The sequence below is a fragment of the Mesonia sp. K7 genome, from assembly GCF_003233725.1.
Classification (GTDB): Bacteria; Bacteroidota; Bacteroidia; order Flavobacteriales; family Flavobacteriaceae; genus Mesonia.
Genome location: NZ_QKQV01000009.1, coordinates 32,709 through 56,844 on the forward strand (window position 1 = coordinate 32,709; position 24,136 = coordinate 56,844).

A 24,136-nucleotide genomic window follows, 5' to 3' on the forward strand; every position below is an offset into this window, starting at 1 on the left:
TTAGTTTTTATGGATAATTTTTTGTTGATGCGCAATTGATTCTTGATGGATTGCTTTGTATAAATTTAAAATAAATTCTTTTTGCAATCCTTTTCCATCACCTTTTTCAATCATTTTTTCGAGAATTTGTTTCCATCGCTCGGGTTGAAAAATCGCTACATTATGTTCTTTTTTAAGTCCGCCTATTTTATCTGCAATTTGCATTCTGTCTATCAAAACTTCCATAAGTTTATCATCCATGACATCGATTTGAGCTCTTAATTTTTCTAAATCTTTTGAGAAATTTACATCATCAGAATGTTGCTTTCTTACTTTGAGTTCGCTTAGAAATTTTAAGAGTGTTTGCGGTGTAATCTGTTGTTGGCTATCACTCCAAGCTTTATCTGGATTGTGATGGGTCTCGACCATCAAACCGTTGTAATTAAGATCTAAAGCCGTTTGGCAGAGTTCAAAAATCAAATCTCTTCTTCCTGCAATGTGCGAAGGGTCTAAAATAATAGGCATTTCCGGGAATTCGCTCTGTAAATCGATGGCGATCTGCCATTCGGGAACATTGCGATAAGTAGAATTGTTATAACTCGAAAAACCTCGGTGAATCGCTCCTAAGTTTTTGACATCTTGATTTAAAAACCTTTCGATGGCTCCAATCCATAAAGATAAATCTGGATTAACGGGGTTTTTTATAAGTACTGTTTTATTGGTTCCGCGTAAAACTTCTGCAATTTCTTGCACATTAAACGGAGAAACCGTCGTTCTGGCTCCAATCCATAAAATATCTATTTCGTTTTTTAATGCCAACTCTACATGATACGGATTTGCCACTTCAGTAGCGGTTTGCAATCCTGTTTCCACTTTAGCTGTTTTAAGCCAATTTAAGCCGATTGCGCCTACGCCTTCAAAATTCCCGGGGCGAGTTCTTGGTTTCCAAATACCAGCACGTATAACAGAAACTTCACTATCTTTAAGTTCTTGGGCAATTTGCACCACTTGCTCTTCGGTTTCTGCACTACAAGGCCCTGCAATAATAAACGGGTTTTGGTGTTTAAATTTAGAAAGCCATCTATTTTGAATGCTGTCTTTACTCATGAGTATGTATTATTATCATACGTATGCGAAGATACATTTGTTTTTACAATTTAAACATGTAATTCATAAGAGAGCTTTTATTTTTACCGTATTGAATTCATTTCATAAATTTGAAAAAAATATAAGCATGGGTATTGTTGTTGAAAATGTCACCAAATTCTATGGAACGCAAAAGGCGCTAGATGATTTAAGTTTTTCTATTGAAAAAGGTGAAATTATTGGTTTTTTAGGCCCAAATGGTGCCGGGAAATCTACTTTAATGAAAATTCTCACTGGTTTTATCGAAAATTACGAAGGTAAAATCTCCATTAATGGAAAAGAATTAGACATTCACAAAAGAGAAATCCAGCAAATTATAGGTTATTTACCAGAACACAATCCGCTTTATACAGAAATGTATGTGCGTGAGTACCTTGCTTTTAACGCTAATGTCTACCAAACCAACAGAAATAGAATTGAAGAAGTCATTCAATTGACTGGTCTTGAAAATGAAGCCAATAAAAAAATTGAACAACTTTCTAAAGGTTATCGCCAAAGAGTGGGTTTGGCAAATGCTTTACTTCACGACCCAGAAATACTCATCCTAGACGAGCCAACTACAGGTTTAGACCCAAATCAGTTATTGCAAATACGTGAACTCATTAAAAAAGTAGGAAAAGAAAAAACGGTTTTTCTTTCCACTCACATTATGCAAGAAGTAGAAGCCATTTGCGACCGTATCATCATCATAAAAAAAGGAAACAAAGTCGCCGATCTTCAAACTGAAGAACTTGAAAAAGGTAAAACGTTAGAAAGTATATTTATTGAATTGACTTCATAACAAGGGTTTACATAAAACAAAAAGCTCACTTTTTCAAGTGAGCTTTATTATAATAATCCTACTTTTATATTAAAAAGTACAATCGCCTAGCGTATCAATTTCATCTTGAATACTTCCATCAGAATCACCACATTCTTGCATTTGTGATTCTAAGGCTGCTTTGTACGCATTACAGTTGTCTGTCATTGCCTGTGTATCATTTGGATTGGTTTGATCAAAAGTCATTTCTGCCTGTGCAGCATCTGCCTGTGCAACTATACAGGCTTGCGAAGGACCCGTTGGTGGTGTTGGATTGGTTAGCGGAACACCAAAAAATGAGCCTCTACTAAAATTTAAGGTGTCTCCAACACCTTCTCTATAAGCATTAAAGTAAAAATCACCAAACAGTTCTCCATTTTCTATTTTCACTACATTTATGATTCCTTCGCCTTCGTCATTGGTAATGTAATTTACATTATCTTCTGTGGTAAAAGAAGCCGTGTTGCTCATATTACCATCGATACCGTAATTACCAACTTCGTATTCTGCAAATTTTAAAACTACCGTCCCGTCGTCGTGTTGGCCAGTTATGGTTACCGAACCATCATCGTTTATGGTAGCACTGGTATTGGTAGCTCTATAAAAAACGGTATCTACTTCTCCTTGAATAGAAGGCATATTAAATTCTGAATCACCTTGGCAACCTACGAATAAGGCTGCTAGCATGAACATTAAGGTAAAATTCCTCATAAATTTAGGGCGTTACAATTTGATTTTTACAAATGTAAAAGAAATTTTAAAATAATATTTGTTTCCAATAAGAAATTAAAACGTATCTTTGCAAAATTATTAATAATCGAGGTCGAGAACCTCAAAATTTAATCAGTTATGCCTGTAAAATTAAGATTACAAAGACACGGTAAAAAAGGAAAGCCTTTTTACTGGGTAGTAGCGGCAGATGCGCGCGCAAAAAGAGACGGTAAATACCTAGAAAAAATTGGTATTTACAACCCTACCACCAACCCAGCAACTATCGAACTTGATGTAGATAGCGCTGTAAAATGGTTGCAAAATGGGGCTCAACCTACAGATACTACCAAAAAAATTCTTTCTTACAAAGGTGCTTTACTAAAAAACCATTTGTTAGGTGGTGTTAGAAAAGGTGCTTTAACCGAAGAACAAGCAGAAGAAAAGTTCAATGCTTGGTTGGAAGAAAAAGAAGGGAAAATCGCTTCTAAAAAAGACGGTTTAGCCAAGGCACAAGAAGATGCCAAAGCTAAGGCGCTTGAAGCAGAAAAAGAAGCTAATGCTAAGCGTGAAGCTGAAGCAAAAGAAGCTGAAGAAGCAGCAAAGGCTAAGGCCGAAGCTGCCGAAGCAGAAGCTACTGCTGAAGTAGAAAATGCTGAGGAAGCTCCAGCTGAAGAAAGTACAGAAGAGAGCAAAGAAGCTTAAGGCACCTAACGATGCAAAAAGAAGATTGCTTCTATTTGGGTAAAATCGTTAGTAAGTTTAGCTTTAAAGGCGAATTACTTATCAAAGTAGATAGTGATGACCCTGAACAGTATTTAGAATTGGAATCAGTTTTTGTGGAATACCGCAAAAATCTGATTCCTTTTTTTATTGATCGAATTTCACTGCAAAAAAGTCAGTTGCTTCGCGTAAAGTTTGAAGATATCGACACCGAAGAAGATGCTAACGATTTGCTTAAAAAAGAAGTTTATCTACCGTTAGAAATGCTTCCCGAATTAGACGACGACCAGTTTTATTACCACGAAATCATCGGTTTTAAAGTGATCGATAAAGCTCACGGCGAAATTGGAATCATCAAAAGTGTCATCGACAACTCGGCACAACCACTATTTGATATTTCTTACCAAGAAAAGCAAATTCTTATTCCTATCAACGATGATTTTATCGAGAAACTAGATAAAGACAATCATACTATTTACCTCAATACTCCAGAAGGTTTGATAACCATGTATTTGGAATAGTAATTAGTAATTAGGGATTAGTAATTAGTAGATAGGAATTAGTAGATAGGAATTAGTAGATAGGAATTAGGAATGAGTAAGCCTTTTCAGTTCAAGCAATTTACAGTTCAGCAAGATAAATGTGCGATGAAAATTGGCACCGATGGTGTTTTGCTTGGCGCTTGGACTTCAATACCAAAAACCACTTATTCTATACTCGATATTGGTGCAGGAACTGGCGTAATCGCTTTGATGTTGGCACAACGAAGCGGTGCTGAAATCATTGATGCCATCGAAATTGAAGAAGATGCGTATGAACAATGTGTCGAAAATTTTGAAACCAGTGATTGGAACGACCGACTATTTTGTTACCACGCCAGTTTAGACGAATTTGCAGAAGAAATAGAGGATAAGTACGATTTGATTGTGAGCAATCCGCCCTTTTATGAAGATGCTTTTCCGTCAGCAAACGATCGTCGCGACCAAGCTCGTTTTACCAAGGCGCTTCCCTTTCAGGAATTATTAAAGCATACTTCCCAATTGCTATCAGAGAACGGGGTTTTTTGCACTATTATTCCCTCTCAACATTATGATACCTTCCTCGCTTTCGCGAAAGCTGAAAAACTGAACTTAAAAAGAGTGACTTTTGTAAAAGGCAACGAAAATAGCCCCATCAAAAGATGTTTGTTGCAGTTTGGTTTTACTTCCGTGGAAACGATAGAAAAAGACAAACTGATCATCGAAACCGAAAGACATCACTACACCGAAGCTTATAAAAACCTAGTGAAAGACTTTTATTTAAAATTATAGCTCCAAATTCAATCTGGTTTTAATTGTTTATCAATACTTCATTCCTTAATTTTATACTAACATAAAAACTAACGTAAAAACAATCATGCAAGACCTATTTCAATCTCCCGATTATTACCAACTCGACGACTTATTAACTGAAGAACACAAAGTAGTGCGAACTGCAACAAGAGATTGGGTAAAAAAAGAGGTTTCTCCCATCATAGAAGATGCCGCTCAAAAGGCAGAATTCCCAAAAAGCATTATCAAGGGACTGGGTGAAATTGGTGCCTTTGGCCCATATATTCCTGTAGAATATGGCGGTGCAGGGCTCGACCAAATCTCATACGGTTTGATCATGCAAGAAATAGAACGCGGTGATAGTGGGGTAAGAAGCACCGCTTCGGTACAATCTTCTCTAGTGATGTACCCTATCTGGAAATATGGTAACGAAGCACAACGCAAAAAATATTTACCTAAACTTGCTACCGGTGAATGGATGGGAAGTTTTGGTCTCACCGAACCTGATCACGGTTCTAATCCTGGCGGTATGACCACCAATTTTAAGGATAAAGGAGATTATTATTTACTGAATGGTGCTAAACTATGGATTTCTAACGCTCCTTTTTGTGATGTTGCCGTAGTTTGGGCAAAAAACGAAGAAGGAAGAATTCACGGTTTGCTTGTAGAACGTGGTATGGAAGGTTTTACAACACCCGAAACACACAATAAATGGTCACTAAGAGCTTCGGCTACAGGAGAACTTATTTTTCAAGATGTGAAAATCCCAAAAGAAAATTTATTGCCAGGGAAAAACGGACTTGGGGCTCCACTGGGTTGTCTTGATTCAGCTCGTTACGGTATCGCTTGGGGAGCCATTGGTGCTGCGATGGATTGTTATGATACGGCTTTGCGCTATGCCAAAGAGCGTATTCAGTTTGGAAAACCTATTGCCGCTTACCAATTACAACAAAAGAAACTAGCTGAAATGATTACCGAAATCACCAAAGCACAACTGTTAGCCTATCGTCTCGGGCAATTGAAAAATGAAAACCGAGCGACGACAGCACAAATTTCAATGGCAAAGCGCAATAACGTGGATATGGCCATCAAAATTGCACGTGAAGCCAGACAAGTTCTTGGCGCAATGGGAATTACCGGCGAATACAGTATTATGCGTCATATGATGAACCTTGAAAGTGTAATTACCTACGAAGGGACACACGATATTCATTTACTAATTACCGGTATGGATATTACTGGTATTTCTGCTTTTAAATAAACTACATGTCGATTAAAAATATTGAACAAGCAATTGCTCCGTATCAAAAACAATTGCTACAGCATACTTTATATACACAAATAAAAACCCCTGAAGACCTACGCATCTTTATGCAGCACCACGTTTTTGCTGTTTGGGATTTTATGTCACTGCTCAAAGCACTACAAAATACACTTACCAATACACAAACCCCTTGGTTTCCGGTAGGGAACCCTGAGGTAAGGTACCTAATCAATGAAATTGTATTAGCAGAAGAAACGGACATTAATCAAAAAGGCAAGCGACAAAGCCATTACGAAATGTATCTAGATGCCATGGAAAAAAGCGGTGCGGATACGACAATTATCCATCGTTTTATCAATGCTATTGAAAGTGGAAAAGACATTTATTTACTCATTCAAGAATCTGACATTCCCATAAGCATCAAAATTTTCTTAGAATTCACCTTTAATATTATTGACACGAAAAAACCTCATCAAATAGCGGCCGCTTTCACGTTTGGTCGAGAAGATTTGATTCCAAGTATGTTTCAATCCATTATAAAAGAAGTACAAAAAAACTTTCCAAAGGATGATTTAAGCCTTTTTAAGTATTATTTTGACCGTCACATTGAATTGGACGAAGACGAACATGGACCTATGGCTTTGAAAATGATTGAAGAACTTTGTGGGGACGAGTCCCAAAAGTGGGAGGAAGTAAAAAAGGTGTCTATAGCATCACTCCAAAAACGCATCGAACTTTGGGATGAGATTGAGAAAGAAATTCTACTTTAAAAACCCTATTTCAAGCTAAATTTTACAAGGAATATTGTAAATTTGTCGCTATACTTCGTTTCTGTTTTGAATAGGCAATTATCCATTTTATTTACTCTTATTTATCTTATTGCCATGTTGAGGCCAGTTGAACCTGTTTTAGACTATAGTTTCAACTACCAATACATTGTTACCAAGCTGTGCGTCAACAAAGATCAACCTCAACTTAAATGTAATGGTAAATGCTACTTGATGCAACAACTTTTAAAGCAAAACCCAGAAGATCATGAGTCTGAGCAGCGTTCGAGAATACAGTTAGAAAATTACCCTATTGGGTTTGTAAAATTTTTAGAAATCAAAAAACAAGATTGTTTAGTTGACCATACAGAAATCACTACTTTTTACTTTAGCCCATACAAATTTCTCGAAGTAAGAGAACATGATCACCCGCCTAATTTTATTGTTTAAATAAAGTAGAAAATCAAAGGGTTTATACATAGAACCCAAACTTTTTATTATCATAATTTAAGCAATAAACAACAATGAAAAATATATTTATCGTCGCCTTCACTTTGATGATTGGTGGCACTTTTTACGCACAAGAAAAACAAGAGAATCATTTATGGAGCAGCGATAGACCTGATGGCCATGCACCTATTTCGGTGATGGGAGACCATACGCATCATAAAAATGAATGGATGCTTTCTTACCGATATATGAATATGCTGATGAAAGATTTACAATCTGACGGAGAGGAAATAAACGAGCAAATGGTTTTTGAAAACTATATGGTTGCTCCAAAACAAATGCAAATGCACATGCATATGTTAGGGATCATGTATGCTCCATCAGATAAACTTACGCTCATGACTATGTTTAACTACTTAAGCAATAATATGGATTTAACCATGCGAATGATGGGTATGGATACTGATTTTTCGACTCGTTCAAGTGGATTGTCTGACATTAAAATAGCAGCATTATATCAGTTCTTTAATAAAAATCACCAAACTTTCCATGGGAAAATAGGTTTTTCACTTCCGACAGGCTCTATTGAGACAAAAGACGAAACAGCAATGTCTGAAGGCAATGAAGTTCTTTTACCTTATCCTATGCAATTAGGATCTGGGTCTTTTCAAACAGAAATAGGCCTGACTTATTTATGGCAGAAAACTAATTTTTCTGGGGGTGTTCAACTTAACGGATTGATAAACTTACACGAGAATACAGAAGAATACCAAACAGGTAATCAATACCTATTAACTTCTTGGTTAGCTTATAAGACCTCTGATTTTTTAAGTCTATCGGGAAGAATAAAGGCTATGTCAACCGAAAGAATTGAAGGCAAACATCCTGATTTAATGCCGATGATGGTTACAACTGCCAATACAGAAAATTCTGGAGGAATTTTTGTTGGTTATGGCTTGGGTGCAAATGTTTATTTGAAAAGATTAAAAGGTTTACGATTAGGGGCTGAAATAAATCTACCGCTTTATCAAAAGCTAAATGGCATACAACTGCAACAGCAAAGAAGCTTTACCATAGGGACTCAATATTCTTTCTAAGGAATTGATCGTTTCAAAAGAGACCGTTGAAAAAGTTAGATGGTATTATCCAATAAAAAAATCCTAAAACAATCCCGATCTCGAGGGCTCGGGGCGGGACAGGATGACAAAGCTTTTTTCAACGGTTTCTTTATTCTTCTGGCGCCAATTGTATTTGAAGTCCGTCGAGTTCAGAAGTGATCTGTATTTGACACCCCAAGCGACTATTGTTTTGTACAAAAAAGGCTTCGGCAAGCATCGCGTCTTCATCATCGGTCATTTCGGGTAAATTGTGTTCCGACAGGACATAGCATTGGCAAGAAGCACACATGGCCATTCCGCCGCAAATACCTATGGTTCCTTCTGGAGCGAGTTCGTAAGAACGGACGAGTTCCATCAAGTTCATATTCATATCGGTTGGTGCGTCAACGGTATGGGCTTCGCCTTCTCGGTCGATGATGGTAATTTTTATGTCCATAATTATCAGGAGTTAGGAGTTAGGAAATAGGAGTTAGTTCATTTTCATAGATTTAATTAAACCGTAAAGCATTTTTGAAATCTCATCGGTTAATGATTTTAATTGATTAAAACTAGGTTCATCAATTATTTGTAACCTACAAGCTAAATACAGCATTGATCTAACTTCACTCACAGAACCTAAAGAGATAAATAAAAATCTTGTAAAATCTTTATTCGAATTTCTTTCAAACCCTTCTGCTATATTATTTGAAATAGAAACAGATGCTCTAAAAATTTGATCTTTCAAGCTGAATAATTTACAGTTTTCAAATTCTTGAAAAGTTTTAACCGCTAAGTCTTGCGACTTATTCCAAACCTGTAAATCTTCAAACCTTTGAACTGCCATTAAATCTAATTACTAAGTCCTATTTCCTAATTACCAGTTTAATCTATCGCTTTTACCACGGCTTTTGGCGCTTCTTTTTTGGTTCCGTCGAAACCAGTTACACCGCCAACGGTGGTATATTTCATGACATATTTTTTATCTGGATGGATTCGTTGATAGGCACTCTGGCACATCAAAGTTGCCTCGTGAAATCCGCAAAGAATTAATTTTAGTTTTCCCGGATAAGTATTGACATCACCAATCGCATAAATTCCTGGAATGTTGGTTTGGTAATCTAATGAGTTATCTACTTTGATGGCATTTTTCTCAATTTCCAATCCCCAATTGGCAATAGGTCCTAATTTCGGCGAAAGCCCAAACAGCGGAATAAAATGATCTACTGCAAGGTTAATTTCTTCGTCTCCTCTCTTAACGACAACTCCTTCTACTTTTTCTTCTCCGTAAATTTTTTCTACTTCAGCTGGAGTAATTAGATTGATTTTGCCTAAATCTTTAAGTTCTTTTACTTTATCAACCGAATCGAGATGACCTCTAAATTCGTTTCTTCGGTGTACTAGTGTTACTTCTGAAGCAACATCGGCCAAGAAAATACTCCAATCGAGTGCTGAATCACCACCACCAGAAATCACCACTTTCTGATTACGGTAAATCTCTGGGTTTTTAATCATGTAGCTCACACCTTTATCCTCGTAAAAAGCCAGATTATCGATTAAAGGCTTACGAGGTTCGAAACTCCCTAAACCACCTGCAATCGCTACTACTGGAGCGTGATGCTTGGTTCCTTTATTGGTGGTGACAATAAAAGTTCCGTCGTCTTGTTTTTCGATGGTTTCTGCTCTTTCCCCTAAGGTAAAACTTGGCTCAAAAGGCTTGATTTGCTCCATTAAATTATCAACCAAATCACCTGCTAAAACTTCTGGAAATGCGGGAATATCGTAAATAGGTTTTTTTGGATAGAGCTCTGCACATTGTCCGCCAGGCTGTGGCAAAGCATCTATTAAATGGCATTTTAACTTCAATAAACCCGCTTCGAATACGGTAAACAGCCCTGTAGGACCAGCTCCTATAATAAGAATATCAGTTTTTATCATTAATGACAAACTTTTATGCTTCTACAACGTTGATGACTTTCTCTATCTGAGGTGCGTACTTTCTAATCGTCATTTCTACACCCGATTTTAAAGTCATTTGATTAACGTTACAACCTACACAATTGCCTTGAAGTTGTACTTTTACCTCATTGTTTTTTTCGTCTATAGAAATAAGTTTGATGTCTCCACCGTCATTATTTAAAAAAGGTCTGATTTCTTCTAATGCCTTTTCGATATTATCTCTTAGTTCTTGATTTGCCATCTTGATCTTAGTTATTAACAGCAGCACAACCTGCCATCGTCGTTATTTTTATTGCTTCAGTAGGAGCAAGGTTTTTGTTACGTCTTACCGTTTGTTCCACCACTTTTTTGGTGATTTCTTTTAGCGCTTCCGCAACGGGAGTGTCCTCTTGCAGTGCTGCCGGCCTACCAATATCTCCAGCTTCCCTAATACTCTGCACTAAGGGTATTTCCCCTAAAAAAGGTATTTCTATATCTTCTGCTAAGTTTTTAGCCCCTTTTTCTCCAAAGATATAATATTTGTTGTTAGGCAATTCTTCTGGTGTGAAATAAGCCATATTTTCTATGATTCCTAAAACAGGAACATTGATGCTTTCTTGCTGAAACATTGCTACTCCTTTTTTGGCATCTGCCAAGGCAACATTTTGTGGTGTGCTCACAATCACACTGCCTGTAATAGGCAAAGACTGCATAATCGACAAATGAATATCGCCTGTTCCTGGTGGTAAATCGATTAGGAGAAAATCCAGTTCGCCCCAAGCGGCATCAAAAATCATCTGGTTGAGTGCTTTTGCTGCCATTGGTCCTCGCCAAATTACGGCTTGGTTAGGCTTGGTAAAAAAACCTATAGAAAGTACTTTTACCCCGTAATTTTCGATCGGTTTCATTTTTGATTTTCCATCGACAGTGACCGAAAGTGGTCTTTCTCTTTCTACATCAAACATGATGGTTGCCGATGGGCCATAAATATCGGCATCAAGCAAACCTACTTTAAATCCGTTTTTGGCTAACGAAACAGCTAAATTTGCGGTCACGGTAGATTTACCTACTCCGCCTTTCCCTGAAGCTACTGCAACGATATTCTTGATTCCAGGAATAGCTTTTCCTTTGATCTCGTTGGTATTTTTCTTGGCCTCTACGGTAATATTTACGTTTACTTCTGCTTCTTGCGAAACTTCCTGTCGTATGATTTTTTTGATATCGTCTTCTGCTCTTTTCTTGATATGCATTGCTGGTGTAGCCAATTGTACATCTACAATTACCTCTGTTCCAAAAACGTTGATGTTTTTGATCACACCACTTTCCATCATATTTTGTCCTTCTCCCGAAACGCTAATTTTAGCTAGCGCTTTTTCAATAGCTGTTTTTTGAATTTTCATTCAGTAAATTTTAATTAATTAGAATTATTCTAAAGTGCAAATATAAGAAGTAAAGCTTTAATAATTAAGGCTTGGACGATCGAAATTATTGATGTGTAAATTTAGGTTTTTATCGCTTCTTGCGGATCCCAAAAATGTTGCTCAAAATCTTGAATTTGATGATTCACTACTTTTAAGCCTTCGCTTTCTAGCAGTTGCTGCATCAGGTTACTTCCATTGAAATGGTGTTTTCCTGTTAACATCCCAATTCTGTTGACCACACGATGAGCTGGCACGTCTTTTTCGGATGAATTATTCATCGCATAGCCAACCACTCTAGCACTCTTTGGTGAACCTATCGCCTTGGCTATGGCTCCGTAACTGGTCACTTTCCCGTAAGGAATTTGACGAGCTATCGCATAAACTTTATCATAAAAACTTTTATGTTTCATTTAGAAAAAAAGCCTGAAAAGTGTAACCAAAATTAAAACCAGCATCAAAGCTGCCATAAAATAGTTGGAAAACTTAGAAAACTTTTGAGTATGGGTTTCTATTTTCATAAACGAAACCACATAGATATAGAGTGTCGTAAAAGTGCCCAAACAAGCAGCAAGCGCAAATAAAAAAATGGTTGTCTTGTCGTAGATATACTTATCGTTGCTATTGATGGCCGAGCTTACTGCCACAAAATAAGGTATCGGAAAAACGTTGAGTGAAGCAATCATCATTCCTTTAAGGAAACTTCTACCCACTTCTTTTTCTGAGGTCTTCTTTTTTGTTCTCTTTTTCTTAGCTGCAATAAAAAAGTGAATGGCCAGAATGATAAAAACCACTAAACCTACACGCAATAAGTTTTTCTGTACTGAAGGATGGTCAAAAATGAATTTTGCCATTAAAATAGCAAGAGTTGCTTGTATAAAGACAATGGTTGAAGCTCCTAAACCAGCATAAACCCCTGCCCTTTTTCCTTTTTCAACGCACGTTTTGGCGACCGTCATATTTACCAAACCTGGCGGTAAAACACCTACTAATGCTGCGAAAAACGTAATTAAGAATAGTTGTGTTAATAACAAAATGCCAGTTAGTTTATTCGAAACCTAATATACGTAATTGGTTTCTTTTTTTCAAGGTATTGTTTCTCGTAAAAGGTTTGTATATCAACAATCTCTTTTGGGCTGTACTCATTTTTATAAATATCGTGATTGGAGTGTAAGATTTCGTAATCGAGATGCTCTAGCAAACCTAAGGTATAACCGTGCAAAAACTCACTATCGGTTTTGAGGTTAACGATACCTTTTGGCTTTAAAATTTTCTCGTATTTTTTTAAAAAGTCTGGATTGGTCAATCGGTGTTTGGCTCGTTTAAATTTGATTTGAGGGTCTGGAAAGGTAATCCAGATTTCATCTATTTCGTTTATTGCAAAAATCTGGTCAACCAATTCTATTTGCGTACGTAAAAAACCCACTCTTCTATTGTCTTCTTCTAAAGCGGTTTTGGCACCACGCCAAAATCGAGCTCCTTTGATATCGACACCCAAAAAGTTTTTCTCCGGAAACATCTTCGACAAACCGATGCAATATTCACCTTTTCCGCAACCTAATTCTAAAACAATAGGCAAATCGTTTTTAAAAAAATCTTTCGCCCATTTTCCTTTTAGAGGAAACTCTCCTCCTACAATTTCTTCTCGAGTTGGCTGAACGACATTAGAAAAGGTTTCGTTTTCCCTGAAACGTTTGAGTTTATTTTTGCTGCCCACAACAATTATTTAATTTTTTGGTAAAATTAAGTAAAATAAAAAGAAGCAATAGGCAATTACCTTTGGTAAATGCAAAAAAATAGAATTCTGGTTGCTCCTCTTAATTGGGGTTTAGGTCACGCCACGCGGTGCATTCCTGTTATAAACACTTTACTGGAAAAAGGTTATGAACCTATAATCGCGAGTGACGGTGTGGCTTTACAACTGCTAAAAAAGGAGTTTGAATTTCTAAAATTTTACCAATTACCTTCTTATCGTGTGCATTACGCCAAAAAAGGAGCTTTTTTTAAGTTTAAAATCGTACTACAGAGTTTTCAAATTTTTAAAAGTATCCAGCAGGAGAAAAAGCTTACGCAGGAAATTTGTAAAAAAGAACAAATCTCAGCGATTATTTCAGACAATCGTCTTGGTGTACGTCAAAAACACCTCAAGAGTATAATCATCACGCATCAATTGAATGTTCTTTCTGGGCTTACCACAAAAATTAGTTCTCAGCTACATCAGCATTACATCAAAAAATTTGATAATTGTTGGGTTCCTGACGTGTCTTTTTCTCCAAGTTTAAGTGGTAAATTGGGACACCTCAAAAGATCAAGGTTTAAAATAAACTATATCGGCCCGATAAGTAGGTTTGAAAAAAAAGATGAGAAAGTTTTATATGATTTGGCGGTGGTTTTATCAGGCCCAGAACCTCAACGAACCTTATTGGAAAATAAACTCTTAAAAGAACTAAAATCTTACCCTGGTAAAATTGCTTTTGTAAGAGGTGTTGTAGAGGATTGTTTGCAGAAAGAAGTGAAAGGTAATTTTGAGATTTATAATTTCTTGACTGGAAAAGATTTAGAAAAAATCATCAATCAGAGTCAACTTATTTTATCCCGTTCTGGTTATACTACCGTTATGGATTTAGCCAAGTTGAGGAAAAAAGCTTTTTTTATCCCTACGCCGGGGCAAACTGAGCAAGAATATTTAGCGGAAAGATTTCATGAGCGAAAAATTGCTCCTACATGTAAGCAAAGTCAGTTTAAAGTAGAAATGCTAAATGATGTCAACAACTATTCAGGTTTTGATTATTACCTTCATTTAGAAGAAGACTTAAGCCGGTTCTTTTACACCCTCGAGCGTAAATGAAAATTCGCTTCCTACACCAAAATCACTTTCGACGTAAATTTTTTCTTTATGTGCTTCGATGATATGTTTGACAATAGAAAGCCCTAAACCTGATCCGCCTTCTTTACGTGAGCCACTTTTATCGACTCTAAAAAAACGCTCGAACAAACGCGGAATGTGCTCTTTTCTAATCCCTTCACCATTATCGGTCACCCGTACAATAATTTTACTTTTTATAAGGCTTTCTATACTTACTTCTGTGGTTCCTCCTTCTTTCCCGTATTTTATGGAGTTGACTACCAAATTGGTAAGCACTTGCTGTATTTTTTCTTTATCGGCAAAAACATAAATCGGGTTTTCGTAATCCATATCTAAAGTCAACGAAATGTTCTTTTTGTGCGCTTTCATTTCCATTAAATCGAACACCTCTTCTATCAACTCTACAATATCAAATTTTGTTTTTTTGACATGTAGATTTCCTGCTTCCAAACGGGTAATCATATCAAGGTCGCTAACGATATATATTAACCTATCGACCCCTTTACTTGCTCTTTCTAGATATTTATTACGTAGTTTTTTATCTTTTACAGCGCCATCTAACAAGGTAAGAATATAACCCTGCACGGTAAAAAGCGGTGTTTTGAGTTCGTGCGAAACGTTACCCATAAATTCTTTACGGTAGTTTTCACGAATTTTTAAAGCTTCAATTTCTACCTTTTTACCTTCTGCAAACTTTTCTATTTCCCGCGTAAGTGTTCGCATATCGGTCATCACGGGTTGTTCTTCGAGATTGGTAGATTCTAAAAGTGAGACCTTATCAAATAAAAATTTTATCCTTCGATAAATAAATAATTCGATTCTGAGTTGAATAATTAAAAAGGAAAAAACAAAAACCGCAATGGTGATAATGACCATTGATGGAAAGTCTATCTCGAAGTAAGCATATTGATAAAATAGGTTAAGTGTGGTAACAAAAAGAGTTATAAATAACGAAGTTATAAACGCAAATTTATATGATCGCTTAAACTCTTGTCTCATTAATTTACAAACTTATACCCTACTCCTTTTACGGTTTTAAACTTTTTATCACCTATTTTCTCGCGAAGTTTTCTAATGTGTACATCGATGGTTCTTCCACCCACAATTACTTCGTTACCCCAAACTTTATTGAGAATATCTTCTCTTTTAAAAACCTTACCGGGTTGTGAAGCTAGTAAAGATAATAATTCAAATTCTTTTCTCGGTAAAATAATCTCTTCTTTCCCATTAATTACTTTATACTCATCACGATTAATGGTAAGATTTCCTATTTCTACAATATTGGTATTATCTTCTTCATTGTGTACTCTTCTTAAAAGAGCTTTTACTTTGCTTACCAAAACTTTTGGTTTGATAGGTTTGGTGATGTAATCGTCTGCCCCTGCATCAAAACCTGCCATTTGCGAATAATCTTCACTGCGTGCGGTTAAGAAAGTAATGATGGTATGCTCGAGTTCAGGTATTTTTCTGATTTGCTCGCAAGCTTCAACACCATCCATTTCTGGCATCATCACATCTAATATAATAAGGTGTGGTTTTTTCTTTTTGGCTTTTTTTACCGCTTCTATACCATTTTCTGCAGTAATCACGTGGTAACCTTCCGCCGAAAGGTTAAAATCTATGATTTCTAAAATATCGGGTTCGTCATCTACTAAAAGTATGGTAATGTCATTTTTGTTCATGATAGTAGGTTTTCAATTCGGCTGTAAAAATAAAGATAATATAATTTACTATAAGTTAACAATTTTGAAAACTCCTTAACACAGCTAACGTTTTCCTAACATTAACCCGCCCCACTTTTAACCAAGGCGTAACACCTTTCGCAGACGACTGCATTTTCTTTGCAGCGTAAATAAAACAGATAATGAAAAGACTAATTTTTAACCTTTTAATTTTAATCTCAGCAGTTGGTTATGCCCAAGAGTATGGAACAATTGCTGGAAAACTTGGCGACAAAGAAATGAATAACGAACCGTTGCCTTTTGCTAATGTGCAAATAAAAAACACCACCAAAGGTACTACTTCCGATTTCGATGGTCTATACCAAATCGAAAACGTAGAAGTAGGAACTTATACTTTGGTGTTTAGCTTTATTGGTTACGAAACGGTAGAAGTACCCAACGTAGTGGTAACCGCCAATAAAGTAACCGAAGTAAATACCAGTTTAGGGGCAAGTGCAGCAGCTTTAGACGAGATTGTGATTAAGACTGTGGCTCGCCGTGATTCGGAGGTTGCCCTTTTATTAGACCAAAAAGAAGCGGTAGATATCAAAGAAAGTATTGGTTCTGTAGAACTTGCCAAGATGGGTGTGAGTGATGCGGCAACGGCCACCACCAAAATCTCCGGGGTAACAAGTAGCGAAGCTTCGGGCGATGTGTATGTAAGAGGTTTAGGTGACCGTTATTTATATACAACCATGAATGGATTACCTATTCCTTCGGACGATATAGAAAGAAAAAATATCAGTCTTGATCTTTTTCCTACGAGAGTTGTTTCAAGTGTTGGTATTAGTAAGACTTATTCTTCCATGCATTCCGCAGATCAAGTTTCCGGAAGCGTTGATATTGTATCTAGAGGCTTAAATGGATCTGAAGAACTTGGGTTTGGAACAAGAGTTGGTTTTAATACCAATGCTATGGAGCAAAATGGAGAGTTCATGCGTTCTGCAGGTATGGAAGATATCAACTTTGGTTTTTATTCTAGTGAGTTATCTACAGAAGATGCGCTTACACAACAAAGATGGGATCCTGAAACACAAGGGGTACCTTTAGACTTTCAGTATAATTTTAATATTGGAAAAAAGTTTGGAGAAAAATTTAAAGCCTTTTTAACCGCTACTCATAAGAATGAATATGATTACAGAACAGGTGTTTTCCAACAGTTTGAAGAAAACCAAATTAAAGCTAGGTTTAGTGATGCTACGAGATATAGAAAGCAAATTTCGACTTCTGCTTTAGTAAATTTAGATTATAATTTTAATGAAAATAACAGCTTAAGAGCTGTGAGTTATTTGATAAATCGTGTTTCTGACGAAGTAAATGAATTTGGAAGAAACGGTGAAGGACTTGTGATGGAAGAAGATGACCATGATCGATCTTTAAGTCAATTTATTAGAGATCAAAATATAAGACAAACCCGTCTTTGGGTTAATCAACTTATAGGAAAACATCAAATAGGTGAAAGAAACAATATAGACTGGGCAGTCGGGTACAACATGGTAAATGCAGACGAACCTAATCGTATTAGAAATGAAATTAATTTTAAAGAAGACCTTGTTGAATTTGGTAGAACAGGTGGTTACCAACAAAGAAAGTCATATCAAAACATTGAAGACAAAGAACTTAATGCAATTCTCAAAAATGAATTCTTAGTTTTTGAAAAAGATACTGTTTCGTCTCTAAAAATAGCTGTCGGGGGTAACTACAGAAATAAAACACGAGATTTTGAATCCAAATTTTATGGTGTTAATGGCGATCTTAACCCTTCTTCTATAGACAATATTAGTGGGACAATTACACAAGAAAATATAAATAACGGTTCACTAACTACCACTACAAGAAAAGCAGACGTCTATGAGGGAATATTAAATTCGGGCGCTGGCTTTGCTGCTGTAAACTACGCCTTCAATAAATTTAACTTCAATGCAGGAGCAAGATATCAAAGAGATGAGATTGATGTCGATTGGGATGTGAATAACTTTTTAGAAACAGCCAACAGACCTTCCTCTGTGATCAAAGAATACAGCAACATTTATCCTTCTTTAAATATAAAATTTGCATTAAAAGATAATCAAAACCTACGTTTGGCAGCCAGCAAAACCATAACGCTACCTGAATTTAAAGAAATAGCACCTTTTGAATATGTAGAACCAGGAGGTCAAGTTGTTAAAGGAAATGAAGAATTGGAAGCTAGCAACGCTTATAATATAGATTTAAAGTGGGAACTCTTCCCAACCAATGCAGAATTGATTTCAGCGACTGGTTTTTACAAAATAATTAAAGATCCTATTAGTAAGATTTTAGAACCTGGTTCTGCAGGAAACTTAACCTATGAAAATGCGGGTGACGAAGCAACAGTTTATGGAATCGAATTAGATGCCAATATCGGAATTGTTAAAAATGAAAAAGATGAAGGTATAACTCTAGATGGCGGCTTAAACTTTACCAGAATGTGGCATAATCAAGACTTAAAAGATGTCTATAATGAAGATGGGGTATTAACTAAAACCTATAAATATAATTTTAAGGATGAAACTGGTTTGCAAGGTGCTTCTGAATACATTGTCAATGCGACTTTAAATTTTTCTACAAATAACGAAAATGAATTTAACGCTAACCTTTCCGCCAATTATGCTTCGGATAATCTTTTTGCAGTCGGTAGTCCCACACAAGTTACTATAAAAGATGAATTTTATGCCGATGAAATTATTGAAAAAGGTTTTGTGACTTTGAATGCCGTACTCTCTAAGCAAATAAACGAAAACCTAAGTATAAACTTTAGAGCAAACAACATACTGAATCCAGAAATTGAAAGAACACAAAACGTTAGACCTCAACAAGGTATCGAGCGTACAGAAACAGTAAGTTCATATACTAGAGGAATTGACCTCTCTTTAGGGCTTTCATATAAATTTTAATAACCAATAATTTAATTTTTTGAACTTAATTTTAAAATTCTAACACAATGAAAAAAGCAATCAAAAACCTGTCGATTTTATTTTCGGCTACAATTTTAAGTATGACAGCTATTAGCTGTAGTAACGACGATGACAGCACTGGTGATGATGATCCAGGGGTTGAAACAGAACTAACCGGTTCTATTACAGAAAATTTAACTTTAGACGCCTCAACTGCATATACTTTAAATGGAGCTCTTAGCGTTGAGAGTGGAGCCGTTTTAACTATTCCTGCAGGAACTAGAATTAACACAGGTACAGGTACTGGTGTTCTAATCGCAGTTCAAAAAGGAGCTGATATAGTGATTCAAGGTACATCTTCTAACCCAGTCGTGATGGGACCACAAGGAGATGGTGTCTGGGGTGGTTTAGTTATTTTAGGTGATGCCACTACAACTGCAGGTATAGATGCAGAGGCTGAAGTAAATAGTTTTCTTTACGGAGGAACAAACGATTCTGATAGCTCGGGTTCTATTGAGTACTTAATTATTAAAGATTCAGGAGCTCAAATCAATCCAGAGTCTCAGTATAATGGTTTATCATTGTATGCTGTAGGTTCTGGAACGACCATTAACAATGTTGCTTTTTTAGGTGGACAAGATGATGGAGTAGAGTTCTTTGGTGGAACCGTGAGTGCATCTAATATTTATGTTGAAAACTTAGAAGATGATGCAGTTGACTGGACAGAAGGTTGGAATGGGACGCTAACCAATACTTATGTTTTACATGATATTGAAGGTTTCTCAACAGCTATCGAAGCAGACGGAACTAACGCTAACCCAACTATTAACAATTTTACAGCTGTTTCTACAACTGGAGGTATTGCTTTACAGTTTAAGAAACAATCTGGAGCGACTATTACAGGACTTTCACTTAATGGTTATGAAACTTCTTTAGACTTTGTTGACGGTGGAGCAACTAGTAATGTAACTATAGACGGATTAGAGTCTGATCCAAATATGACCTATACTGGGCCTGCAACCGTAAATATTTCAGATTTCCAATGGGTTCAAGATGCTGCTAACCAAGAGATTTTAAGTGGTCAAATTACAAACACTCTAACTTTAGACCCTGCAATCTCTTATAGACTTTCTGGAATTTTAAGTGTTGAAGAAGGAGCAAAATTAGTTATTCCTGCTGGAACAAATATTGTAACCGCTACTGGGACAGATGTTTACATTGCCGTACAAAAGGGTGGTGACATCGAAATACAAGGAGAAGCTGGAAATCCTGTAGTAATGGGTCCTGATACAGCAGGAACTTGGGGTGGAATAGTTATATTAGGTGATGCTACTACCACTGCGGGTATAAATGCAGAAGCTGAAGTAGGTTCTTTAATCTACGGAGGAACAAATGACTCTGACAGCTCAGGTTCTATTGAATATTTAATTATTAAGCAATCTGGAGCTCAAATTAATCCTGAGTCACAATACAACGGCTTATCCCTATATGCAGTAGGTTCAGGCACGACTATTGAAAACATCGCTTTTATTGGTGGTGCTGACGACGGTGTTGAATTTTTTGGAGGAACGGTAAGCGCAACGAATATTTATGTTGAAGATTTAGAGGATGATGCTGTCGACTGGACAGAAGGTTGGAACGGAACAATTTCTAACATTTTTGTAAAACACACTAACTCTAATTTCTCAACAGCTATAGAAGCTGATGGAACGAATGCAAACCCGAGCATCAACAATTTTACTGCGGTATCGACAGCTGGTGGAATTGGGCTACAGTTTAAAAAACAATCTGGAGCTACTATTACGGGCTTAACTTTAATTGGTTATGCTACTAATGTTGATATGGTCGATGGTGGAGACTTGAGCAATGTACAAATAGATGGTGCAGATGCGAGTACAACCACTACTTATAGTTCATCAACAACTGTTGAAACAGATTTTAGCTGGGTAGAGTAATTTGCTCACTCGATTATAAATTAAAAGGCTGTATTTTTACAGCCTTTTTTTATTGTTACGATTAAGTTAATGATTCGCAAGATTTTAGATTAATGCTTATCTTTGTTTGAATTAAAAACATAAAACATGAAAAAAATTACATTTTTATTTAGCTTGATTTTTGTTTCAGCAATATCATTTGCTCAGACACCTATTATCACCATGATTGCAGATGGAGATTGCTCTGGAGGTAATCCCAAAGTGATTGAAGTTTATGCAGACGGCACAGTAGACTTCTCATTATACTCAATGGAGAAACAATCAAATGGTGGTTCTTGGGGTAGCCCATCCAATTTAGCTGCTTTTGGAACAGTAACAGATGACTTTATTTATATCTACAGTGATACAACAACACCTACAGAAGTTTTTCCAACAGAGTTTCCTTCTGCCACAAATGCTTCTGAAGATAATGTTGCTAATAACAATGGAGATGATGGGATAAGAATAATTGAAGATGCAACAAGTAATGTTATAGATCAATATGGTGTAAATGCTGAAGATGGATCAGGAATGCCTTGGGAATATCAAGATGGTTATGCTAAAAGAAATAATGGCACAACAGCAACAGGGAGTTTTAACCAAAGCGATTGGACATTTAACAATGGTGCATTAAATGGCGAAGGCTCTTGTCAAGGAGGAAGTACTTTTGAATCAATCATTGGTATTGGGACGTTTGTACCTGGAACAACTTCTTGCCCATTAGTTATTACTATTACAGATGTCTCTTGTGATACAGAAACTACTGGAACAGATAATTATACAATTACTGCTTCTTTTACGGGCGGTGGAACAGATACTTATATCCCAACGGTAGTTGGAGGAACTGTAGATATGGCAAATTCTAACGATCCTTCAACAAGTGCTACCGGTGTAATTATTGTAAATGCTGTTGAAGGAACCGATGTCAGTTATACCATTACAAGTGTAAGTGGCAACTGTAATATTACAGGAAATGTTACTTCACCGCTATGTTCTCCTGTGATGCAAGTGGGTGATATCGCTACTTTAAGAGCTCAAGTTTCAGGTACTAACCAAGAATTTGAACTTACTGGAGAAGCTATTTTAACTTATCAACAAGCCTATCGAAATCAAAAATACATACAAGATGCTACAGCAGCTATTCTAATAGATGATGAGGCAGGAACTATCACTACGACGTATAACCAATTTGATGGCATCACAAATATTACTGGTACTTTATCTGAGTTTAATGGAGTATTACAATTTGTACCTACACAAGATACTGCTCCTGCAAGTTCAACAGGAAACAGTATTGCTATTCAATTTGTCACTATTTCAGACTTTAGCAGTAATTATGACGACTATGAGTCTGAATTGATAGCATTTCAAAATGTTGTCATTACCGAAGGAGATGGAACCACTACTTTTGCAACAGGTACAAATTATACCGTTGCTGATACCAGTGCTCCTACAATAGTATTAAGAACAAATTTTTTTGATGCTGATTATATCGGAACTGTAATTCAAGATACTCCTTATACCAATATTGTAGGTATTGCTGCAGAATTTAATGGCAGTGCACAATTTACACCAAGATCTTTAGCAGATTTTAATGCTTCTATCGCCACCAACAATGTGGCTGCATTAGAATTTGTGATGTATCCTAACCCTGTACAAGGTATTTTAACCATCGAAATGAACGAGAGCCCAAATGCTCAAGTTACCATTTTTGATATCTTAGGAAAGCAAGTAATTTCTCAATCGTTAGAAAACAAAACGATAGATGTTTCTAGCTTAACTAACGGAATGTATATCGTAAAAGTTGAAAACAACCATACGACAGCTACAAAAAAATTAATCGTGAGGTAATCACCATAACTCCATTATACAAAAAGGCGTTTCTTTACCGAGACGCCTTTTTTATTTTTTTACATTTGTGAGGATAAATTTTTCGATGGGATTACAACAAAAAATATTTAACATCAACTCCGAAAAAGCCTTTGAAGAAACCGCTCTCGAAGTTTTTGAGTTTCAATATGAAAATAACTTGGTATATCAAGAATATTGTCATCACCTCAAACTAAATCCTACGAAAGTTTTATCACTTGATCAAATTCCTTTTCTGCCAATTGAGTTTTTTAAAACACACCAAGTCACCACACAACCCAATACAAAGCACCAGAAAACCTACACCAGCAGCGGAACGACTTCACAAAATACAAGCAAACACTTTGTGTATGATTATTCGCTTTACGAAAAAAGCTTTTTAAAAACATTCCAACATTTTTATGGTGCTATTTCTGAGTTTGCAGTTCTTGCTTTACTACCATCATATCTAGAGAGAGAAGGTTCATCCTTGGTGCAAATGGCTAAAGTATTTATCGAAAAAAGCAAGTATCCCGAAAGTGGATTTTATCTCGACAACAGAAAAGAATTAACACAAAAACTTCATCAGTTAGAACAAAAAAAAATCCCTACTTTACTGATTGGGGTTTCTTTTGCCTTACTCGATTTAGTCGAAGAGTTTTCTTTTTCACTTAAAAGCACCATTGTTATGGAAACCGGTGGAATGAAAGGAAGGAGAAAAGAAATGATTCGTGAAGAGTTGCACGAAATTCTAAAAAAAGGTTTTGGTGTGCCAAAAATTCACAGCGAATACGGAATGACCGAATTACTTTCACAAGCCTATTCTAAAGGAGATGGTATTTTTGAAACGCCCAATTATATGAAAGTACTCATTCGCGATCCAGAAGATCCTTTTTCACTTAAAGCGGAACAACAAAACGGAGGAATTAACGTCATCGATTTAGCCAATTTATATTCTTGCTCTTTTATCGCTACACAAGACCTCGGAAAAAAGCTCAACAACACTCAATTTGAAGTTTTAGGACGTTTTGACAACAGCGACATTAGAGGTTGCAACCTCTTGGTTTTATAGGAATTTCGTTAAAATTTGTTAATAATTAAATTTAGCTGTAATTTTTTTATTTTTATTTCGTCTTATTAAATGCTAAGATGAAAGTTTTTTCATAATAGATTGGTTAGTTAGTTTGAAGTCCCAAGTTTTCTTGGGACTTCTTTTT

24 protein-coding genes and 1 pseudogene are annotated in these 24,136 nt (G+C 36.2%); 13 read left to right on the forward strand and 12 right to left on the reverse strand.

Going from position 1 to position 24,136, the window contains the following annotated elements:
- Nucleotides 1-1,086, reverse strand: coding sequence for a bifunctional 3-deoxy-7-phosphoheptulonate synthase/chorismate mutase type II (locus DNG35_RS07690; protein WP_111127536.1), 1,086 nt, complete (start codon nt 1,084-1,086; stop codon nt 1-3).
- 127 nt (nt 1,087-1,213) lie between these two features.
- Here DNG35_RS07690 and DNG35_RS07695 point away from each other — a divergent pair.
- A pseudogene (locus DNG35_RS07695) lies at nt 1,214-1,894 on the forward strand (ATP-binding cassette domain-containing protein); the annotation flags it as partial.
- Between the two features lie 81 nt (nt 1,895-1,975).
- Here DNG35_RS07695 and DNG35_RS07700 read toward each other — a convergent pair.
- Complete coding sequence (locus DNG35_RS07700; protein WP_111127538.1) at nt 1,976-2,635, reverse strand: DUF6252 family protein; 660 nt, start codon at nt 2,633-2,635, stop codon at nt 1,976-1,978.
- A 138-nt stretch (nt 2,636-2,773) separates the two neighbouring features.
- Between DNG35_RS07700 and DNG35_RS07705 the strand changes: the two genes are divergently transcribed.
- From DNG35_RS07705 to DNG35_RS07735, 7 genes are all read left to right on the forward strand, one after another.
- Nucleotides 2,774-3,337 (forward strand): 30S ribosomal protein S16, encoded by a 564-nt coding sequence (locus DNG35_RS07705; protein ID WP_111127540.1) that lies wholly within the window; start codon nt 2,774-2,776, stop codon nt 3,335-3,337.
- An 11-nt stretch (nt 3,338-3,348) separates the two neighbouring features.
- Nucleotides 3,349-3,876 carry a ribosome maturation factor RimM gene (gene rimM, locus DNG35_RS07710; RefSeq protein WP_111127542.1) on the forward strand — a complete coding sequence of 176 codons (528 nt, stop codon included), beginning with the start codon at nt 3,349-3,351 and terminating at the stop codon, nt 3,874-3,876.
- A gap of 72 nt (nt 3,877-3,948) precedes the next feature.
- Nucleotides 3,949-4,665: a tRNA1(Val) (adenine(37)-N6)-methyltransferase gene (locus tag DNG35_RS07715; protein WP_111127544.1), complete on the forward strand. Its 717-nt coding sequence runs from the start codon at nt 3,949-3,951 to the stop codon at nt 4,663-4,665.
- An 82-nt stretch (nt 4,666-4,747) separates the two neighbouring features.
- Nucleotides 4,748-5,926, forward strand: coding sequence for an acyl-CoA dehydrogenase family protein (locus DNG35_RS07720; protein ID WP_111127546.1), 1,179 nt, complete (start codon nt 4,748-4,750; stop codon nt 5,924-5,926).
- A gap of 5 nt (nt 5,927-5,931) precedes the next feature.
- Nucleotides 5,932-6,699, forward strand: coding sequence for a DUF3050 domain-containing protein (locus DNG35_RS07725; protein ID WP_111127548.1), 768 nt, complete (start codon nt 5,932-5,934; stop codon nt 6,697-6,699).
- A 231-nt stretch (nt 6,700-6,930) separates the two neighbouring features.
- Nucleotides 6,931-7,146, forward strand: coding sequence for a hypothetical protein (locus tag DNG35_RS12150; RefSeq protein WP_146228845.1), 216 nt, complete (start codon nt 6,931-6,933; stop codon nt 7,144-7,146).
- A 74-nt stretch (nt 7,147-7,220) separates the two neighbouring features.
- On the forward strand, nt 7,221-8,243 hold the full coding sequence (locus DNG35_RS07735; protein WP_111127552.1) for a transporter: 1,023 nt from the start codon (nt 7,221-7,223) through the stop codon (nt 8,241-8,243).
- Nucleotides 8,244-8,373: 130 nt separating this feature from the next.
- Here the strand turns inward: DNG35_RS07735 and DNG35_RS07740 are convergent, their stop codons facing one another.
- The 8 genes from DNG35_RS07740 to trmB form a co-directional block, all read right to left on the reverse strand.
- On the reverse strand, nt 8,374-8,703 hold the full coding sequence (locus DNG35_RS07740; protein WP_111127554.1) for a 2Fe-2S iron-sulfur cluster-binding protein: 330 nt from the start codon (nt 8,701-8,703) through the stop codon (nt 8,374-8,376).
- 30 nt (nt 8,704-8,733) lie between these two features.
- A complete protein-coding gene (locus DNG35_RS07745; protein ID WP_111127556.1) occupies nt 8,734-9,087 on the reverse strand; it encodes a four helix bundle protein in 354 nt (117 codons plus the stop codon).
- Nucleotides 9,088-9,125: 38 nt separating this feature from the next.
- On the reverse strand, nt 9,126-10,178 hold the full coding sequence (locus DNG35_RS07750) for an NAD(P)/FAD-dependent oxidoreductase (RefSeq protein ID WP_111127558.1): 1,053 nt from the start codon (nt 10,176-10,178) through the stop codon (nt 9,126-9,128).
- A gap of 13 nt (nt 10,179-10,191) precedes the next feature.
- Complete coding sequence (locus tag DNG35_RS07755) at nt 10,192-10,440, reverse strand: NifU family protein (RefSeq protein ID WP_111127560.1); 249 nt, start codon at nt 10,438-10,440, stop codon at nt 10,192-10,194.
- A 7-nt stretch (nt 10,441-10,447) separates the two neighbouring features.
- Nucleotides 10,448-11,578, reverse strand: coding sequence for an Mrp/NBP35 family ATP-binding protein (locus DNG35_RS07760; protein WP_111127562.1), 1,131 nt, complete (start codon nt 11,576-11,578; stop codon nt 10,448-10,450).
- A gap of 101 nt (nt 11,579-11,679) precedes the next feature.
- Entirely contained in the window at nt 11,680-12,009 is a 330-nt protein-coding gene (locus DNG35_RS07765; RefSeq protein ID WP_111127564.1) for an MGMT family protein, read from the reverse strand.
- Nucleotides 12,010-12,630 (reverse strand): LysE family translocator, encoded by a 621-nt coding sequence (locus DNG35_RS07770; RefSeq protein WP_111127566.1) that lies wholly within the window; start codon nt 12,628-12,630, stop codon nt 12,010-12,012.
- A gap of 8 nt (nt 12,631-12,638) precedes the next feature.
- A complete protein-coding gene (trmB, locus tag DNG35_RS07775) occupies nt 12,639-13,313 on the reverse strand; it encodes a tRNA (guanosine(46)-N7)-methyltransferase TrmB (protein ID WP_111127568.1) in 675 nt (224 codons plus the stop codon).
- 69 nt (nt 13,314-13,382) lie between these two features.
- Here trmB and DNG35_RS07780 point away from each other — a divergent pair, with 69 nt between their 5' ends.
- Complete coding sequence (locus DNG35_RS07780) at nt 13,383-14,444, forward strand: glycosyltransferase (RefSeq protein WP_111127570.1); 1,062 nt, start codon at nt 13,383-13,385, stop codon at nt 14,442-14,444.
- Here DNG35_RS07780 and DNG35_RS07785 read toward each other — a convergent pair.
- On the reverse strand, nt 14,409-15,461 hold the full coding sequence (locus DNG35_RS07785; protein WP_111127572.1) for a cell wall metabolism sensor histidine kinase WalK: 1,053 nt from the start codon (nt 15,459-15,461) through the stop codon (nt 14,409-14,411). The genes DNG35_RS07780 and DNG35_RS07785 overlap by 36 nt on opposite strands.
- Nucleotides 15,461-16,144 (reverse strand): response regulator transcription factor, encoded by a 684-nt coding sequence (locus DNG35_RS07790; protein ID WP_111127574.1) that lies wholly within the window; start codon nt 16,142-16,144, stop codon nt 15,461-15,463. The genes DNG35_RS07785 and DNG35_RS07790 overlap by 1 nt, the downstream gene beginning before the upstream one ends.
- Before the next feature lie 182 nt (nt 16,145-16,326).
- Between DNG35_RS07790 and DNG35_RS07795 the strand changes: the two genes are divergently transcribed.
- The 4 genes from DNG35_RS07795 to DNG35_RS07810 all read left to right on the forward strand — a co-directional run bounded on the left by DNG35_RS07795 (nt 16,327) and on the right by DNG35_RS07810 (nt 23,991).
- On the forward strand, nt 16,327-19,098 hold the full coding sequence (locus DNG35_RS07795) for a TonB-dependent receptor (protein WP_199489107.1): 2,772 nt from the start codon (nt 16,327-16,329) through the stop codon (nt 19,096-19,098).
- A gap of 47 nt (nt 19,099-19,145) precedes the next feature.
- On the forward strand, nt 19,146-21,053 hold the full coding sequence (locus tag DNG35_RS07800; RefSeq protein ID WP_111127578.1) for a hypothetical protein: 1,908 nt from the start codon (nt 19,146-19,148) through the stop codon (nt 21,051-21,053).
- A gap of 126 nt (nt 21,054-21,179) precedes the next feature.
- Nucleotides 21,180-22,922 carry a T9SS type A sorting domain-containing protein gene (locus DNG35_RS07805; RefSeq protein WP_111127580.1) on the forward strand — a complete coding sequence of 581 codons (1,743 nt, stop codon included), beginning with the start codon at nt 21,180-21,182 and terminating at the stop codon, nt 22,920-22,922.
- Between the two features lie 85 nt (nt 22,923-23,007).
- Complete coding sequence (locus DNG35_RS07810; protein ID WP_111127582.1) at nt 23,008-23,991, forward strand: acyl transferase; 984 nt, start codon at nt 23,008-23,010, stop codon at nt 23,989-23,991.
- Nucleotides 23,992-24,136 lie beyond the last annotated feature (145 nt).